This is a genomic window from Pseudonocardia thermophila, assembly GCF_900142365.1.
Taxonomy (GTDB): Bacteria; Actinomycetota; Actinomycetes; order Mycobacteriales; family Pseudonocardiaceae; genus Pseudonocardia; species Pseudonocardia thermophila.
Map to the genome: position 1 here is coordinate 72,995 of NZ_FRAP01000006.1, position 16,063 is coordinate 89,057.

Annotated in this window: 15 protein-coding genes; 5 read left to right on the forward strand and 10 right to left on the reverse strand. The window is 74.0% G+C overall.

All coding sequences use genetic code 11. The features are described 5' to 3' along the window. Positions 1 to 14: 14 nt before the first annotated feature. Both BUE41_RS09600 and BUE41_RS09605 read right to left on the reverse strand, forming a co-directional pair. On the reverse strand, positions 15 to 953 hold the full coding sequence (locus tag BUE41_RS09600; RefSeq protein ID WP_143172067.1) for a hypothetical protein: 939 nt from the start codon (positions 951 to 953) through the stop codon (positions 15 to 17). A 25-nt stretch (positions 954 to 978) separates the two neighbouring features. Further along, positions 979 to 1,491, reverse strand: a complete 513-nt coding sequence (locus BUE41_RS09605; protein WP_073456684.1) for a SigE family RNA polymerase sigma factor — start codon at positions 1,489 to 1,491, stop codon at positions 979 to 981. Between the two features lie 131 nt (positions 1,492 to 1,622). Between BUE41_RS09605 and BUE41_RS09610 the strand changes: the two genes are divergently transcribed. Continuing rightward, a complete protein-coding gene (locus tag BUE41_RS09610; RefSeq protein ID WP_084754661.1) occupies positions 1,623 to 2,771 on the forward strand; it encodes a threonine aldolase family protein in 1,149 nt (382 codons plus the stop codon). Between the two features lie 3 nt (positions 2,772 to 2,774). Here the strand turns inward: BUE41_RS09610 and BUE41_RS09615 are convergent, their stop codons facing one another. The 7 genes from BUE41_RS09615 to acs form a co-directional block, all read right to left on the reverse strand. Continuing rightward, a complete protein-coding gene (locus BUE41_RS09615) occupies positions 2,775 to 3,893 on the reverse strand; it encodes an aminotransferase class I/II-fold pyridoxal phosphate-dependent enzyme (protein ID WP_073456849.1) in 1,119 nt (372 codons plus the stop codon). A gap of 162 nt (positions 3,894 to 4,055) precedes the next feature. Beyond that, complete coding sequence (locus BUE41_RS30715) at positions 4,056 to 4,844, reverse strand: hypothetical protein (protein ID WP_073456686.1); 789 nt, start codon at positions 4,842 to 4,844, stop codon at positions 4,056 to 4,058. A gap of 186 nt (positions 4,845 to 5,030) precedes the next feature. After that, on the reverse strand, positions 5,031 to 6,296 hold the full coding sequence (gene purD / locus BUE41_RS09625; protein WP_073456687.1) for a phosphoribosylamine--glycine ligase: 1,266 nt from the start codon (positions 6,294 to 6,296) through the stop codon (positions 5,031 to 5,033). A gap of 67 nt (positions 6,297 to 6,363) precedes the next feature. Further along, the gene (locus tag BUE41_RS09630) at positions 6,364 to 7,266 is read right to left on the reverse strand and encodes an alpha/beta fold hydrolase (RefSeq protein ID WP_073456688.1); all 903 of its coding nucleotides are present in this window, start codon (positions 7,264 to 7,266) and stop codon (positions 6,364 to 6,366) included. A gap of 3 nt (positions 7,267 to 7,269) precedes the next feature. Next, positions 7,270 to 7,767, reverse strand: coding sequence for a phage holin family protein (locus BUE41_RS09635; protein ID WP_073456689.1), 498 nt, complete (start codon positions 7,765 to 7,767; stop codon positions 7,270 to 7,272). Between the two features lie 120 nt (positions 7,768 to 7,887). Next, positions 7,888 to 8,319 (reverse strand): alternative ribosome rescue aminoacyl-tRNA hydrolase ArfB, encoded by a 432-nt coding sequence (gene arfB / locus BUE41_RS09640; RefSeq protein ID WP_200803833.1) that lies wholly within the window; start codon positions 8,317 to 8,319, stop codon positions 7,888 to 7,890. Between the two features lie 28 nt (positions 8,320 to 8,347). Next, positions 8,348 to 10,318, reverse strand: coding sequence for an acetate--CoA ligase (gene acs / locus BUE41_RS09645; protein ID WP_073456690.1), 1,971 nt, complete (start codon positions 10,316 to 10,318; stop codon positions 8,348 to 8,350). A gap of 185 nt (positions 10,319 to 10,503) precedes the next feature. On the opposite strand from acs, the gene BUE41_RS09650 reads away from it, so the two are divergent. Further along, a complete protein-coding gene (locus BUE41_RS09650; protein WP_073456691.1) occupies positions 10,504 to 11,259 on the forward strand; it encodes a Fic family protein in 756 nt (251 codons plus the stop codon). A gap of 345 nt (positions 11,260 to 11,604) precedes the next feature. Here the strand turns inward: BUE41_RS09650 and BUE41_RS09655 are convergent, their stop codons facing one another. Next, complete coding sequence (locus BUE41_RS09655) at positions 11,605 to 12,432, reverse strand: HAD family hydrolase (protein WP_200803834.1); 828 nt, start codon at positions 12,430 to 12,432, stop codon at positions 11,605 to 11,607. 447 nt (positions 12,433 to 12,879) lie between these two features. On the opposite strand from BUE41_RS09655, the gene ssd reads away from it, so the two are divergent. From ssd to BUE41_RS09670, 3 genes are read left to right on the forward strand one after another with little or no spacing between them, the layout of a single operon-like run. After that, entirely contained in the window at positions 12,880 to 14,019 is a 1,140-nt protein-coding gene (gene ssd / locus BUE41_RS09660) for a septum site-determining protein Ssd (RefSeq protein WP_073456692.1), read from the forward strand. Then, on the forward strand, positions 14,016 to 15,236 hold the full coding sequence (locus tag BUE41_RS09665) for a TadA family conjugal transfer-associated ATPase (RefSeq protein WP_073456693.1): 1,221 nt from the start codon (positions 14,016 to 14,018) through the stop codon (positions 15,234 to 15,236). The genes ssd and BUE41_RS09665 overlap by 4 nt, the downstream gene beginning before the upstream one ends. Beyond that, entirely contained in the window at positions 15,233 to 16,033 is an 801-nt protein-coding gene (locus tag BUE41_RS09670; RefSeq protein WP_084754666.1) for a type II secretion system F family protein, read from the forward strand. The genes BUE41_RS09665 and BUE41_RS09670 overlap by 4 nt, the downstream gene beginning before the upstream one ends. Positions 16,034 to 16,063 lie beyond the last annotated feature (30 nt).

Here is a 16,063-nt window from a genome sequence, read left to right on the forward strand (position 1 = left end):
GGCGACAGTCTGGCCTACAGCCGCGGCGCCAGGTCCTTGACCAGGCGCGACATGCGGTCGGCGTACGGCGCTGGGCCGCCGTCCCCGCGCACGCTCACCGAGACCTGCCCGCCGGAGGCCGTGCGCGCCGTGGCGTCGCCCGACGTCCCGCCGGCCTTCGAGCTGAACACCACGGTCAGCACGCCCTTCTTCGATCCATCGCTGATCTCGACGTGCACCGCCCGCTCCCCCTGCGGGCGGCACACGTACGTCACCGGCGCCGCGGGCGCGCCCCGGGCCGGGGCGAACACCTCGTCGACGAGCGCACGGAGCTCGGGGTCCTGCTGGGAGCCGCACGTGTCGCGCGGGCCGAGCGCCGACGGCCCCGGCCGTCCGGGCGGAGTGGCCCGCGGGGTCCCCCGGTCGGCGGACGGCGCGGAGTGCGGTTTCGGCGCCGTGCCGGTGTCCGGCGCCGGGTCGACTGGGGACGGCGCGGGCTGGGGGGCCGGGGAACCAGGGGCGGGGGCGGGCGGGTCGGCGGGTGGCTGCGGGGCGGGGTGGGCCGGCTGCGCGGGTGCCGCCGCGTCCGCAGGTCCCGAGGCCGGGCCGGGATCCGGCCCGGCCTCGGGCGCGGACTCGGCGGGGAGGGACTCCTGCGCGGATCCCGGTCCGGATCCCGGCGCAACCGGGCCCGGAACCGCGGAACCGGGCTGCGGAACGCTGGTCGCTGTGAGCGGTGCCTCGGCGATGGTGGTCGAGAACGCCTCGCGGTTCACCAACGGCAGCGCGACGCTGGTGCCCACCCCACCCAGCAGCACCACGCCCACGACGCTCGCGGCGATGACGCGGTTGCGCCGGGTGATCCGGCGGGACCCTTCGAGGACATCGGCGTAGCCGAAGGAGGGCGGCGGCGCGTCGTGCACGGACGCCGTCGAGCGCAGCAGCGCCACCAGCTCGTCGCCGTCGTCGTCCACGTCCACCACCTCCTCTCGCCTCCCGTCAGCCGGCAGTGCGCAGATCGTCGAGCACGTCGCCGAGCGCGGCGCGCAGCGCCTCCAGGCCGCGCGCGGTCTGGCTCTTCACGGTGCCCTCCGAACATCCCATGACCTTGGCCGTCTCGGCGACGTCCAGGCCCTCGAAGAACCGCAGCACCAGCACGGCGCGCTGGCGCGGGGGCACGGTCCGCAGCCCGTCGACCAGCACCTGCCGGGTGGCCATGGTGTCGGCGGCGGGCGGGACGGCCACCTCCACGTGATCGGCCGTGGACTTCTCCCGCCGCCACGGCCTGCGTGACTCGTCGATCACCGCCCGGGTGAGGGTCCGCCGCATCCAGCTGTCGATCGCCTCGCGGTCCCGGATCTTGCGCCAGTTCCGGTGCAGTGCCACGAACGCCGCCTGAGCGTGGTCGTCGGCCTTGTGCCAGTCGCCGCACATCATGTAAGCCGTCCGTCGCACCATGTCACGTCGAGCGCGGAAGTAGTCGGCGAACTCGCGTTCGCTGGCCTCGTCCACGCGGCCCGTTCCCCCTTCCCGGTGCCGAGACGGCAGGTCCGGCCCTACGGTTGCACGGCTGCACCCGGCTACGTCGAACGGGTCAACGCTGTGACCGTTCCGTGACCCTGACGCGACCACTTCGTCTCTGGATGGTTGAATCGGCGATTGTGCGAACTCCGTCCCGCTCCCGTCGTGCAGCGAGCGCGGATCGCCCGATCGACTTCCGGTCCGACACCGTCACGCGACCGACGAAGCAGATGCGCGCGGCCATGGCGGCCGCCGAGGTCGGCGACGACGTCCTCGACGGTGACCCCACCACGCGGGAGCTGGAGGAGCGCGTCGCCGACCTGGTCGGGGCCCCCGCTGCGCTGTGGACGCCCTCCGGCACCATGGCCAACCTCATCGCCCTGATGAGCCACGTCGGCCGCGGCGACGCCTTCCTCGCACCGGCCGGCAGCCACGTGCTGGACGACGAGCTGGGCACGGCCGCGTGGCTCGCCGGCGGCATGCCGCGCCCGCTGGAGCACGACGCCGGCCCCGGCCGGGTGTCGCCTGCCGCCGTCCGCCGCGCCGCCGGTGATCCTGGCCCGTACTTCGCGCTGCGCACGAAGCTGCTGTGCCTGGAGAACACGCACAACCACGCGGGCGGGGTCATCACGCCGCCGGAGCAGCACGCCGCGGTCGTCGCCGCCGCCCGGGGCGCGAAGCTCGCGGTGCACCTCGACGGCGCCCGGCTCTGGCACGCCGCCGTCGCGCTCGGGGTACCGCCCGCCGCGCTCACCGTGGGCGTCGACACCGTGTCGGTGTGCCTGAGCAAGGGCCTCGGCGCCCCAGCGGGGTCACTGGTCGCGGGCTCGGTGGAGTTCGTCGAGCAAGCCCGCAGGCTGCGCAAGATGCTCGGGGGCGGGATGCGCCAGAGCGGCGTGCTGGCCGCGGCCGGCCTGGTGGCTCTGGACAACATCGACCGCCTCGCCGAGGACCACGAACGCGCCCGCACCCTCGCTGCCGGCCTGCGCGAACGCGGCTGGCAGGCGTCCGTCCCGGAGACCAACACGGTGCTGGTGTCCGTCGCCGATCTGCGCGGCACGCTGCAGCGGTTCGCGGAGGCCGGGGTGCTCGTCGCCCCGATGGGCGGGAAGGTGCGGTTGGTCACCCACGCCGACCTGACCGACGGCGACGTGAAGGAGGCGCTCAACCGGATCGGCGCCGTCGACCGCGGCGGCCGCCCGCCGTCGCCCGGGCGCAGTCTCCTCGGCAGGCCGGTCCGGGCCACCCCGGTCCGGCCCGCCGGCAACTGAGCTTCACCTCGTCGCGAGCCAGCGCTCCAGTCGCCGCAGCGCCTCCTCGGTCTCGGCCGTGGACCCGGCGCAGGAGAACCGGATCCAGCGGTGCCCGTCGACCGGGTCGAAGTCCAGCCCCGGTGCCACCGCGACCCCGGTCGCGGCGAGCAGCTCGTACACGAGGTCCATGGAGTCGTCCGTGAGGTGCGACACGTCGGCGTAGATGTAGAACGCGCCGTCCGGCGGGGCCACGTTCGTGATGCCCAGCTCCGCCAGCCCGGCCAGGAGCAGGTCGCGGTTGCGCTCGTAGACGGCGACGTGCCCGTCGACCTCGGCGATGCTCTCGGGCTCGAACGCGGCGAGCGCGGCGTGCTGGGGCAGCGCGGGCGGGCACACGGTGAAGTTGCCCGCGATCGCGGTGGCGGCCGGCAGCAACCGCGGCGGCAGCAGCAGCCAGCCCAGCCGCCAACCGGTCATCGAGAAGTACTTCGAGAACGAGTTCACCACGATCGCCTCGCGGGACGTCGTCCACGCCGTGGACGTCGCGGGTGATTCGGCGAACGTGATGCCGTGGTAGATCTCGTCGCTGATCAGCTGGATGCCGTTGGTCTCGCAGTACTCGGCGAGGGCAGCTAGTTCGGCCGGGTCGAGCACGGTGCCCGTGGGGTTCGCCGGGCTGGCCACGATCAGGCCGCGCACCGGCTCGTCGAGGGCCTCGAGCATCGCGACAGTCGGCTGGTAGCGGGTCTGCGGCCCGCACGGCAGCTCGACGACCTCGCAGCCGAGCGCGGCGAGGATGTTGCGGTAGCAGGGGTAGCCGGGGCGGACCATCGCCACGCGGTCGCCGGCGTCGAACGCGGACAGGAACGCCACCAGGAACCCGCCGGACGACCCGGTGGTGACGACGACCTGCTCGGCCGGCACCTCCACCCCGTAGCGCTGCGCGTAGTGCGCGGCGATCGCCTCGCGCAGCGGCGGGATGCCGAGCGCCTCGGTGTAGCCGAGCACCTCGCCCTCCAGCGCCTTCGCGGCAGCCGCCCGCACAGGGCGCGGAGCCGGGGTGGAGGGCTGACCAGCAGAGAGGTTGACGAGGTCGCCGTGCGTGCGCTGGCGCTCCCCGGCGGCCGCCCACACGTCCATCACGTGGAACGGCGGGATCCCGGCCCGGGCGGCGACGGTGAGCTGGTGCGGGGTGGAAGGCGAGAGCGGCACGGCTCCGAGACTAAGCGGCACCGACCCCGTCGCCCCACCGGCCGCTCGCCGTCCGGCCAGTGCCGGGGCGAGCGGCCGCGGGGGAGCTCGTCAGAACAGCGGAGAGAGCAGATCGCCGATCAGGCCGCCGCTCGAGCCGGACGAGCTGTGCGACCCGGATTCGCCACCACCCGACGAGCTGTCCCCGTCGTCGTCACCGTCGTCGTCACCGCTGGCGTCGCTGTCCGACCAGTCGGAGTCGTCATCGTCGGAGTCCGAGGCCTCGTCCCAGTCCTCGTCCCAGTCCTCGTCCCAGTCCTCGTCGTCGTCATCGTCCGAGTCGTCGTCCCCGTCATCGTCATCCGACCACTCGGCGTCACCGTCGCCGGCCGACCAGTCCTCGTCGTCGTCCCATTCGTCGGACCAGTCGTCATCGTCATCGTCATCGTCATCGTCGGACCACTCGGCGTCATCGTCGTCATCCGAGTCGTCCCAGTCATCCCAGCCGTCCGAGTCCCAGTCCTCGTCGTCGGCGTCGTCCGAGTCGGCTTCGGAGTCGGATTCGGACTCGTCGACGGCGGCCGTCTGCGGCGCGAGCTGCTCGGCGACCTGGTTCAGGTGGCCGAGGACGTCGGTGACGGAGATCGGCGCGGGGAGCGCGGGCAGCTCGTTCGTGCCGAGGAGGGCGTCGATCTCGGGGGCAAGGCTGGGCAGTCCGAACGAGGCACGGGCGAGGGCCTCGATCGGTGACTCGTCGGGCACCTCGGCCGGGTCCGCGGCGGCCTGACCGGTGACCCCGACCATCGCGAGCGGCGCACCGAGCGCTCCGACGGCGGCTCGGCCGGCGATCCGTCCCGCCTTGCTCGGGGCAGCGTGCCGGGGCCGGTACTTCTTCGTCATGCGTGTCCTCTTCGTTCTCGGGGAGCGGTGCCGCGCCGCGGCGACACGCGTCGGTCATCACGGGGAGCGACGACGCCCGAACATCAAAGAGGGTCATGCCCCGAACGCGCCACCCGTTCGGGGCACGCCGAGACGAACGGGTGGTGATCATCGGCGACCGGCGTCACCGGAACGATCGGGAAGAGGTCACTCCGCGGTGGGGATGCTGATCTCGCCGGCGACCGCCCGTGCGGCGATGTCGGTGCGGTGGTGCGAGCCCGCCAGGTGCACGCCGGCGAGCCGGCGGTAGGCGTCGTCGCGCGCGGCCGCGAGATCAGGTCCGGTGCCGACGATCGACAGCACCCGCCCGCCCGCGGACACGACGGCACCGTCCTCGCGGCGGCGGGTGCCGGCGTGCAGCACGCCCTCGCCGTCCGCGCCGGTGATGACGTCCCCGACGCGCGGGGTGCCCGGGTAGCCCTCGGCGGCGACGACCACGGTCACCGCGGAGCCGTCCGCCCACTCCAGCGGGCCCTCACCGGCGAGCTTGCCGGTGGCGGTGGCGCGCAGCAGCCGCGCCAGCGGGGTGCGCAGCAGGGCCAGCACGACCTGGGTCTCCGGGTCGCCGAAGCGGCAGTTGAACTCGATCACGGCCGGGCCGGACGAGGTGAGTGCGAGCCCCGCGTACAGCAGCCCCTGGAACGGCACCTCGCGGCGAACCATCTCGGCGGCCACGGGGGCGACGATCTCCTCGACGAGCTGCTGGGTCAGCCCGGGCGGCGCCCAGGGCAACGGCGCGTAGGCGCCCATTCCGCCGGTGTTCGGGCCGGTGTCACCGTCGCCGACGCGCTTGAAGTCCTGCGCGGGCAGCAGCGGCACCACGGTCTCGCCGTCGACCAGGCAGAACAGCGACGCTTCCGGCCCGTCGAGGTAGTCCTCGAGCAGCACCGGGTGGCCGGCCTCGAGCAGGGTGCTCGCGTGAGCGCGGGCCACCTCCAGATCGGCGGACACCACCACGCCCTTGCCCGCGGCGAGCCCGTCGTCCTTCACGACGTACGGCGGACGGAACCGGGCCAGTGCGGCATCCAGCCGGGCCGGGTTGTCGACGACCTCGCTGCGGGCCGTGCGCACCCCGGCGGCGGCCATCACGTCTTTGGCGAAGCTCTTGGAGCCCTCGATGCGGGCCGCAGCGGCGGACGGGCCGAAGCAGTCGATGCCGGCCGCGCGGATCGCGTCGGCCATGCCCGCGACGAGCGGGACCTCGGGGCCGATGACCACGAGGTCGGCGCGCCACCGGCGGGCCAGCTCGGCACCGGCGGCTGGGTCGGTGACGTCGAGCCCGTGCTGCTCGGCGATCGTGGCCGTACCCGCGTTGCCGGGTGCGCAGGCCAAGGCCGTCACCTCGGGGTCCTGGGACAGAGCCAGGACGATGGAGTGCTCTCGGGCACCGGAGCCGACGACCAGGACGCGCACGGGCTCGCATCGTAGTCGCGGCGTCGCGACCCACCCCGCGCGGCCGAACGATGCCCAGGTGAGACGCCTACGGGCAGCCGATCAAGAAGTCCGCGACCAGCTGCGTCACCCTCTGCGGGTGCTCCTCGTGCGGGAAGTGCCCGCAGCGCTCCAGCACGATCAGGGTGTGCGCCGGGCCCGCCCACGGCCGCGACGCCGCCGCCGTCGAGGGGAGGATGCACGGATCGTCGGCGCCGTGCAGCTGCAGCACCGGCACCTCGGGGCGGCGCGCGACGGCGGCGGCGAACCGGCGCCCGTCGCCGCGCAGCTGCGACCGTGCGGCCCAGCGGTGGTACTCCATGCTGGAGTGCGGCACCCCGGGCACGCCCATGGCGGTGCGGTAGTGCGCGACCGCGGTCGCGAAGTCGTCGGTGCCCGCCCAGTCGGGCCCGGCCCAGGCGCGCATGATGCGCTCGACGCGCACGGCGCCGTCGGCGCGCAGCGACCGCTCCGGCCAGCGCGGCACCTGGAACCCGGCCGCGTACCGAGCGGTCGCTGCTCCCTGCCCGAACACGTCGCGCATCGCCCGGCGCAGCGCCAGCGGATGCGCCGACCCGATCGACACCAGCCGCCGCACCCGCCGGGGGTGCAGTGCGGTGAGGGTCCAGCCGATGAGCCCGCCCCAGCCGTGGCCCACGACGGCGGCGCGGGTCTCGCCCAGCGCCCCGATCAGGCCGGAGACGTCACCGGCCAGTGTCCACAGGTCGTACCCGCGTGGCGGCTTGTCGCTCTCGCCGTAACCGCGCAGATCGATCGCGGCGACGCGGAAGCCGCGCTCGGCCAGCCCCGGCAGCTGGTGCCGCCACGCCCACCAGAACTCGGGGAACCCGTGCAGCAGCACGACGAGCGGGCCCGCACCCTGCTCGACGACGTGCAACCGGATCCCGTTCGCCGAGACGAAGTGCTGGCGCCACGGACCCGGCAGCCGCATCGGTCAGCCGGCTGCGTGGCCGTTCAGCTCCGGCGCCTGGCTGCGTCCCCGAGCCGACAGCACGGCAGCGGAGTCCTTCAGCGTGGAGATGGTGCGCTCGGGTGCGCGGATCTTGCGCACCCGCAGGTAGCCGAACAGGGCGAACAGGCCCGCCGCCACCAGCATGATCCCGAAGACGATGGCGAACGCGGCCGCCCGGTGCAGCCAGATGGCCAGCGTCTCACCGAGCGCGAAGAAGAAGAAGAAGAGGCTGAAGAGCAGGATCACCAGGGCGATGATGAAGAAGACAGAGCCCTGCAGGCCCTTCTTGACCTCGGCCGTCACCTCGGCCTTCGCCAGTTCCACCTCGGCGCGCAGCAGCGTCGACAGGTGCGTGGTGGCGTCCTTGACGATGGCGCCGATGGACTGCTGACCGACCGGGACGACCGGCTCGCGGGAGAGCGGGATCGAAGGCAGAACGGGCGGGACGTCCGCGCCGTTGGAGCTGGTCGAGCTGGCCACCGGGGTCCTCCTGCGAGATCGGTGCACGTCTGCGTCGTGATCGGGTCGCCATCCTTGCACGACCTGCCTGGTCGCGCCCGGGAGGAGGGGCGTCGATCGCACCGATCCGGTGACGGCCCCTCACTCGTCGGGCCGGCCGCGCAGCTTCTTCACGGCGGCCCGGCGGGCCTTGGCCGCGAGGCGGCGACGCTGCGCGCCGACGGTGGGGCGGGTGGGCCGGCGCGGCTTCGGTGGGGGTGCGAGCGCGACCCGCAGCGTCTGCGCCAGCCGCTCGCGCGCGGCCTCGCGGTTGCGCAGCTGGCTGCGGTGCTCGGCCGCCACGATCGTCAGCACCCCGCCGACGAGCCGCCCGGACAGGTTCGCGAGCGCCCGCCTGCGCTGCTCTTCCGTCAGCGCCGCCGAGCCCGCGACGTCGAACGACAGCTCCACGCGCGAGTCGGTGGTGTTCACGCCCTGGCCACCCGGCCCGGACGCGCGCGAGAACCGCCAGTGCAGCTCGCGAGCGGGCAGCACCAGCGGTCCTCGCACGGGAAGATCGCCGTCCTGGGGCACGTCCCCAGGCTAGGGCCTGTCCAGCGGGCTAGTCCTCCGACGTGCCCTCCTTGAGGCCCTTCGCGATGAGGTCCATGACCGTCGAGTCGGCGAGCGTGGTGACGTCACCGATCTCGCGGTTCTCCGCCACGTCGCGCAGCAGCCGCCGCATGATCTTGCCGGAGCGGGTCTTCGGCAGCTCCTCGACGACCATGATCTGGCGCGGCTTGGCGATCGGGCCGATCTCCTTCGCGACGTGGTCGCGCAGCTCCTTGATCATCTCGGTGCCGGAGGCCTCGTCCCGGGCCACGTTGCCGCGCAGGATCACGAACGCGACGATGCCCTGCCCGGTGGTCGGGTCGGACGCGCCGACCACGGCCGCCTCGGCCACCGCCGGGTGGCTGACCAGCGCCGACTCCACCTCTGTGGTCGAGATGCGGTGGCCGGAGACGTTCATGACGTCGTCGACCCGGCCGAGCAGCCAGATCGCGCCGTCCTCGTCGTACTTCGCCCCGTCGCCCGCGAAGTAGTAGCCCTGCTCGGCGAACCGCGACCAGTAGGTCTCGCGGTAGCGCTGCTCGTCGCCCCAGATGCCGCGCAGCATCGACGGCCACGGCTTGTCCAGCACGAGGTAACCGCCGTTGCCCTTGCCGACCGGCTTGCCGTCGTCGTTGACCACCTCGGCGCTGATGCCCGGCAGCGGCCGCATCGCCGAACCCGGCTTCGCCACCGTCACACCCGGCAGCGGCGAGATCATGATCGCGCCGGTCTCGGTCTGCCACCACGTGTCGACGATCGGGCAGTTGTTGCGGCCGACGTGCTCGCGGTACCACATCCACGCCTCGGGGTTGATCGGCTCGCCCACCGAACCGAGCACCCGCAGCGACGACAGGTCGTACTTCGCCGGGATGTCCGAGCCCCACTTCATGAACGTGCGGATCAGCGTCGGCGCCGTGTAGTAGATCGTCACCCCGTACTTCTGGACGATCTCCCAGTGCCGGCCCTCGTGCGGCGTGTTCGGGGTGCCCTCGTACATCACGGAGGTCGCCCGGTTGGCCAGCGGCCCGTACACGATGTAGCTGTGCCCGGTGACCCACCCGATGTCGGCGGTGCACCAGTAGACGCTCTCCCCCGGCTTGTGGTCGAACACCACGTGGTGGGTGTAGGCGGCCTGCGTCAGGTAGCCGCCCGAGGTGTGCAGGATGCCCTTCGGCTTCCCCGTCGTGCCCGACGTGTAGAGGATGAACAGCGGGTGCTCGGAGTCGAACGCCTCCGGCGTGTGCTCATCGCTCTGCTTGTCGACCAGGTCGTGCCACCAGATGTCGCGGCCCTCGGTCCACGGCACGTCCGCCTCGGTGCGCTTGACCACCAGGACGTGCTCGATCGTGGTCCCCTCGACCGCCTGGTCGGCGTTCTCCTTCATCGGCGCCGGCTTGCCGCGGCGGAACTGCCCGTCCGAGGTGATGAGCAGCTTGCACTCGGCGTCCTCGATGCGGGCCTTCAGCGCGCTCGCCGAGAACCCGCCGAACACCACGCTGTGCATCGCGCCGAGCCGCGCGCACGCCAGCATGGAGAACACCGCCTCGGGGATCATCGGCAGCTGGATCGCCACCCGGTCCCCGGCCTTCACCCCCAGCGACGCCAGCGCGTTCGCCGTCTTGCACACCTCACGCTTGAGGTCGGCGTAGGTGATCGTGCGGGTGTCCCCCGGCTCGCCCTCCCAGTGGAACGCGACCTGATCGCCGTAGCCCGCCTCGACGTGCCGGTCGACGCAGTTGTAGGCGACGTTCAACTTGCCGCCGACGAACCACTTCGCGAACGGCGGCTGCCAGTCCAGCACCTTCTCCCACTTCTGGTTCCAGTGCAGCCGCTCGGCTTGCTCGGCCCAGAACGCCTCGCGGTCCGCCTCGGCGCGCGCGTACCACTCCTCGGTGGCGTTGGCCTGTGCCGCGAACTCCGCGCTCGGGGGGAAACTGCGCGTCTCGGTCGACAGATTGCTCAGCGTGGGTTCGTCGGCCATCTACCGTGCACTCCTTCGGGACACCACTGCTCTACCTCGGCCGGACAACCGCAGATCGGGGCGGTTCCCGGCACGGAATACGTCGGGGCCCAACGCTAGTCAACGAAGTGACGATGCGCACCCGCCGGTCCGGCCAGGTCGGGCCGGGTCGGACCGCCGGGTCGGCAGCCTGACACGATGCGGGCATGGCCCCGCCGACGACGTCCGATCCGCTGGTCCCGCTGCTCGATCTGCCGGGGGTGCGCGACGCGGTCGCCGAGGTCCGCAGCGGCCTGGCCGAGCTGCACAACCACCCGGTCAACCGGCGGGGCTGGGCAGCCACGGCGGCCGAGGCGCAGATCCGGGCGGCCCGCGCGTCGGCCGCGCTCGACGGCGCCCGGCTCGACACCCCCGTCGACGACCCGATCACCGATCCGGTCCTGGCGGGGGCGGTGCGCGCCGCGGAGGAGATCGGCAAGCTGCTCGGCACGTGGCACAGCGCCCCGCTGCAGGCGCTGGCCCGGCTGCACCTGGTGGCCGCGGCCGATCTCGTCCCGGACGAGCGGCGCACCGGTGAGCTCGGGCGGCCGAACGCCTCGGCGGAGGTGTCTGCACGGCTGGCGCTGCTGGCCGATCTCGTCGCAGGCGGTACCCGCGTCCCGGCCCCGGTGCTCGTCGCCGTTGTTCACGGAGAGTTACTAACTCTGGAGCCGTTCCCGTCCGCCAACGGAGTGGTGGCGCGGGCCGCCGCCCGGCTCACCGCCATCGTCACGGGGCTGGACCAGAAGGGGCTGGCCGTGCCGGAGGTGGGGCACCTGCGCAACCGATCGGCTTATCGGGAAGCGGCCGCCGGGTTCGCGTCGGGCACGCCCGAGGGTCTCACGAAGTGGATCTTGCACTGCTGCGCGCAGTGGGGGACGGGGATCCGCGAGGGGCACTCGATCGCGGACGCACGCGCTTGAGGCGGAGAGGACTCTGCGCACGTGAAAGCGGGCGGCGCCCCGTGTGGAGCACCGCCCGCCGACGTGAAGACCAGGGTCCAGGCGTGCACTACGTGTCGTGCTCACGGCCTCGGCGCCCGGTGGACCGGTTACGCAGGCCCACGACGACATGCCTCCCGCGGCGTGCTGTGCGTGGAGTGCCCGGCCTTCACGTACGGAGTTCGGACCGAGGGGGACGGGTGCTTCTCTGCCGCACCGTCCCTGGTCGTTCCGAAGTCCGTGCTGCCTTTGTAGTCCGTGACCGGAGTAACAGCAAGGGGCCGGTCGAGGTGCACCGGTTCAGGCACGCAGCGTAATCACGAGAGGTCAGGCGGATCGCGCGAACGAGGGACGGCGGCGGCCCAGCACGAGCGCTCCGCCAAGCGCGATCGCCGCACCGACGCCGATCGCGAGCACCGTCGCCGGGCCGCGCGAGCGCAGCTTCGACCGCAGCGGAACGGGCGCCACGAACTGGCGCACCGGCCACCCGCGTTCGACGGCGACGCGGCGCAGCCCGCGGTCGGGGTTCACCACGACCGGGTGCCCGACCGCCTCGAGCAGAGGCAGGTCGGTGATCGAGTCGGTGTAGGCGAAGCAGTCCTCGAGCCGGTACCCGCGCTCGCGGGCGATCGCCGCCGCGGCCGCGGCCTTCTCCTCGCCGTAGCAGTAATAGGCGATCTCGCCGGTGTAGCGGCCGTCCTCGACCGCCATCTCGGTCGCCACGTACCGATCCGCGCCGACCATCGCCGAGATCGGCCCGACGACCTCCGATCCCGACGCGGACACCACCACGACCTCGTCGCCCGCCGCGCGGTGCAGCGCGATCAGCTCCGCGGCCTCCGCGTACACCATCGGCCGGACGACCTCGTGCAGCGTCTCCGACACGATCGCGTTGACCTGCGCCACATCCCAGCCCGTGCACAATGCGGTGAGCCGGCGGCGCAGCTCGTCCATCGTGTCCGCGTCGGCGCCCGAGAGGAGCAGCAGCAGCTGCGCGTAGGCGCTGCGCAGCGCCGAACGGCGCGTGATCAGGCCCTGTTGCAGGAAAGGCCTGCTGAAGGCCAGCGCACTCGACCCGGCGATGATCGTCTTGTCGAGGTCGAAGAACGCGGCCGCACCCGAGCGGCCGGGCACCTCGTCGGGCGGCGGACTCACGGTCGGTGAGCTTGCCAGAACCACCGCGCTGGTCGGACGCCGCGCCAACTGGTCCGTCCGGACGTGGGCGATGTGCCCGCACAACAGCTACAGTTGTGGGGTCCGGTACCAACCGGGCACGTGGTTCAGTTCGACCCCCCGGAGCTGAACCGCCGACGGCCCCCGCCAATCCCCCCTGGCGGGGGTCGTCCCGTCTCCGCGGCCGGTCCCTCAGCTCGCGTGCACTGCCCAGGACCGTGCACTGCCTCGGACGACCACGAGCTGCCCGCCTCATCCTGCCCCATCCCACCGACTCTTTCGGACCGTTCGGCCGCACGGCCGCCGAGTTGTCCCCATCCCCCTGCGGCCATCCACAGTTCTCGATCACCGCCCCCGCACTCGGCCCCCGCACCGCACGCTGGTCCCCGTCCCGCTCCACCGCGGAGCACCGGCACGAGGAGGCCAGAGATGATCGCGGGCAACGGCACTGCACGACCGGGCCGCACGGACGAGGCGGCCCGCCGCGGCCTGCTCGTGGCGAGCGACCCCGAGCTGCTCGACACCCTGTTCCGGCTCGCCGCGGCGGCCGGCTGCGAGGTCGTCCGCGCGGCCGATCCCGCCGAGGCGCGCCGCCACTGGCCCGATGCCGCGCTCGTGGTGCTCGACGCCGACGCGGCCCGCGCGTGCGCGGAGGCGGCGCTGCCGCGCCGGCCAGGGGTGGTCGTGGCCGTGTCCGGTGATCCACCGCCGGATGTCTGGCGACGCGCCGTCGCCGTCGGTGCCGAGCACGTCGTCTCGGTGCCCCAGGCGGAGCCGTGGCTCGTCGCAGCGCTCACCGAGGCCGCCGAGGGCACCCGCCGCTCCGGCGCGGTGATCGCGGTGATCGGTGGCCGCGGCGGGGCGGGGGCATCGGTGTTCGCCACCGCGCTGGCCGTCGCCGCCGTCGGCACCGGCGAGCAGGCGCTGCTGGTCGACTGCGACCCGCTCGGCGGCGGCATCGACGTCCTGCTCGGCGCCGAGCAGACCGAGGGGCTGCGCTGGTCCCGGATCGGCGTGAGCGGCGGGCGCATCCCGGCCACCGCCCTGCATGCGGCGCTGCCATCACCCCGGGTGGGCCGGCACGGGGAGGGGCGGCTCGCCGTCCTGTCCTGCGAACGCGCCGCGGGCGGACCGGCTCCGGAAGCCGTGGTGGCGGTGCTGGAAGCGGGGCGGCGCGCCGGGGAGACCGTCGTCTGCGACCTGCCCCGCTACCCCACCGAGGCGGCGCTGGCCGCGCTCGACGTCGCCGACGTGACGCTCGTGGTCGTGCCCGCCGATCTGCGCTCGTGCGCGGCGGCAGCGCGGGTCGCGGAGGTGCTCGCCGGCCGGGGGATCCTCGCCGGTGCCGTGGTGCGCGGGCCGTCCCCGGGCGGCGTGGAGCCGGACGAGGTCGCGTCGGCGCTCGGCCTTCCACTGATCGCAGCGATGCGGCCGGAGCCGCGCCTGGCCCGCGCGGTCGAGTTCGGCCGGGTGCCGGGCGCCACCACGGGTCCCCTGCAGAAGGCGGCGCGGGCGGTCCTCGTCGAGGTGGCGACGATGCTCGCCGTCCGAGGCGGAGCGGCGGCATGAACACCCTCGCCGAACCCGGGCTCGTCGACCGGGTCCGCGCACGGCTGGCCGGCAGCGGTGACGCGGCGAGCCCGGCCGCGGTGGCGGCCGCCGTCCGTGCCGAGGCGGGCGGGATCGCCTCGGACGTCGACGTCCTGGCCGCGCTGCAGGTGCTGCGCCAGGAGTTCGTCGGCGCGGGGCCGCTCGACGAGCTGCTGCGCGATCCCCGCACCACCGACGTCCTGGTCACCGGCCCCGACGCCGTGTGGGTCGACCGCGGATCGGGCCTGGAGCGCACCGACGTCCGCTTCCCGGACGACGCGGCCGTGCGCCGGCTCGCGCAGCGCCTCGCACTCGCCGCCGGACGCCGGCTCGACGACGCCAGCCCGTTCGTCGACGGCTGGCTCGCCGACGCCGGCGTCCGGCTGCACGCGGTGCTCGCGCCGGTCGCGGTCGACGGCACCTGCCTGTCGCTGCGCGTCCTGCGCCCGGCCGCCCACGACCTGACCACGCTCCGGTCGCTGGGCACGCTCGACGCCACGAGCGAGGCGATCGTCCGCGCGGTGCTGGCCGCCCGGCTGGCGTTCGTGGTGTCGGGCGGCACCGGATCCGGGAAGACGACCATCCTCGGTGCCCTCCTATCGGCTGTCGATCCGGCCGAGCGCCTGCTCGTCGTGGAGGACGCGGAGGAGCTGCGACCCCGGCATCCGCACGTCGTGCGCCTCGTCTCGCGGCCGGCCAACATCGAGGGCGCGGGCGGGGTATCGCTGCGCGATCTCGTGCGGCAGGCCCTGCGCATGCGGCCCGATCGGCTCGTCGTCGGCGAGGTGCGGGGCGCCGAGGTGTGTGATCTGCTCGCCGCCCTGAACACGGGCCACGACGGCGGCGCCGGCACGGTCCACGCCAACTCCGCGCGCGAGGTGCCGTCCCGGATGGAGGCCCTCGCGGCCACCGGTGGACTCGATCGCGCAGCGCTGCACAGCCAGCTCGCGGCCGCGGTGCAGGTGGTGCTGCACATGCGGCGGCTGCCCGGCGGGAAGCGGGTGCTGGACGTGGTCGGGGTGTTCGACCGGGCCGATCACCGCAGTACTGATCACCGCAGTACTGATCACCGCAGTACCTATCAGCGCAGTGGCCTCGCCGTGGTCCGCCCGGTGTGGATCCGCGGGGTGGGCTGGGCGGAGGGCCGCACCGCGCTGGACGAGCTGCTGCGCGAGCGAGGGGTGGGCGCGCCGTGATCGCCGTGGCTCTCCTCTGCCTGGCCGGGGCCGGGCTGCTCCTGCCCGCGGGTCCGGGCCGACTCGCGGCGGTCCTCCCCACCGAGCGCGCCCGCGGTCGGCCGCATCTGCGGCTCGCCCGTCTGACACCCGTGCTCGCCGGGACGCTCGCCGGGCTGGTCGCGGCGGGACCGGGCGGGGCGATCGCCGGCACCGTCGTCGCGGCGGTCGTCCGCAGGCGGCGGGCCGCGGCCCGGGCCGACACCGCCGCTGCCGCGGTCACCGAGCAGCTGGCCGAGTCGATCGGACGCATCAGCGAGGAGCTGCGGGCCGGTGGTCATCCGGCCGCGGCGCTCGCCGGGGTCGCGGCCGACGGGCCGCTCGCCCGCGACGTGCTCACCGCACCCGTCACCGCCGCCGCACTGGGCGACGACGTGGCCGGTGCACTGCGGCGCGGCGCCGAGGCCCACCCGGCGGTGGCCGACGACCTGCACCGCATGGCCGCCGCGTGGACGCTCGCCGAACGCCACGGGGTGCCGCTCGCCGAGCTGCTGGGGGGTGTGCGTGCGCAGATGCGGTGGCGGGTCCGGTTCGGCGCGTCGATGCGCGCCCAGCTCGCCGGCCCGAGGGCCACGGCGACCGTGCTGACCTGCCTTCCGGCGCTGGGCCTCGGTCTGGGACAGCTGCTCGGCGCAGATCCGCTCGCCGTCCTGCGCGGCGGGCTCGCCGGGCAGGCGCTCGTCGTGGTCGGCGTGGGACTGGCCGCGGCCGGTGCGCTGTGGAGCGACCGCATCGTCGACGCGGCGGTGCCTCGATGACCCGCCAGATGCGCGGGCCGGGCGTGCGGA

Excerpts from the sequence above, each read along its gene's own strand:
- BUE41_RS09610 (WP_084754661.1), top strand. The coding sequence starts at position 1,623 with ATGGTTGAATCGGCGATTGTGCGAACTCCGTCCCGCTCCCGTCGTGCA.
- BUE41_RS09615 (WP_073456849.1), bottom strand. The coding sequence starts at position 3,893 with ATGGACGTGTGGGCGGCCGCCGGGGAGCGCCAGCGCACGCACGGCGAC.
- BUE41_RS30715 (WP_073456686.1), bottom strand. The coding sequence starts at position 4,844 with ATGACGAAGAAGTACCGGCCCCGGCACGCTGCCCCGAGCAAGGCGGGA.
- BUE41_RS09630 (WP_073456688.1), bottom strand. The coding sequence starts at position 7,266 with ATGCGGCTGCCGGGTCCGTGGCGCCAGCACTTCGTCTCGGCGAACGGG.
- acs (WP_073456690.1), bottom strand. The coding sequence starts at position 10,318 with ATGGCCGACGAACCCACGCTGAGCAATCTGTCGACCGAGACGCGCAGT.
- BUE41_RS09650 (WP_073456691.1), top strand. The coding sequence starts at position 10,504 with ATGGCCCCGCCGACGACGTCCGATCCGCTGGTCCCGCTGCTCGATCTG.
- ssd (WP_073456692.1), top strand. The coding sequence starts at position 12,880 with ATGATCGCGGGCAACGGCACTGCACGACCGGGCCGCACGGACGAGGCG.
- BUE41_RS09665 (WP_073456693.1), top strand. The coding sequence starts at position 14,016 with ATGAACACCCTCGCCGAACCCGGGCTCGTCGACCGGGTCCGCGCACGG.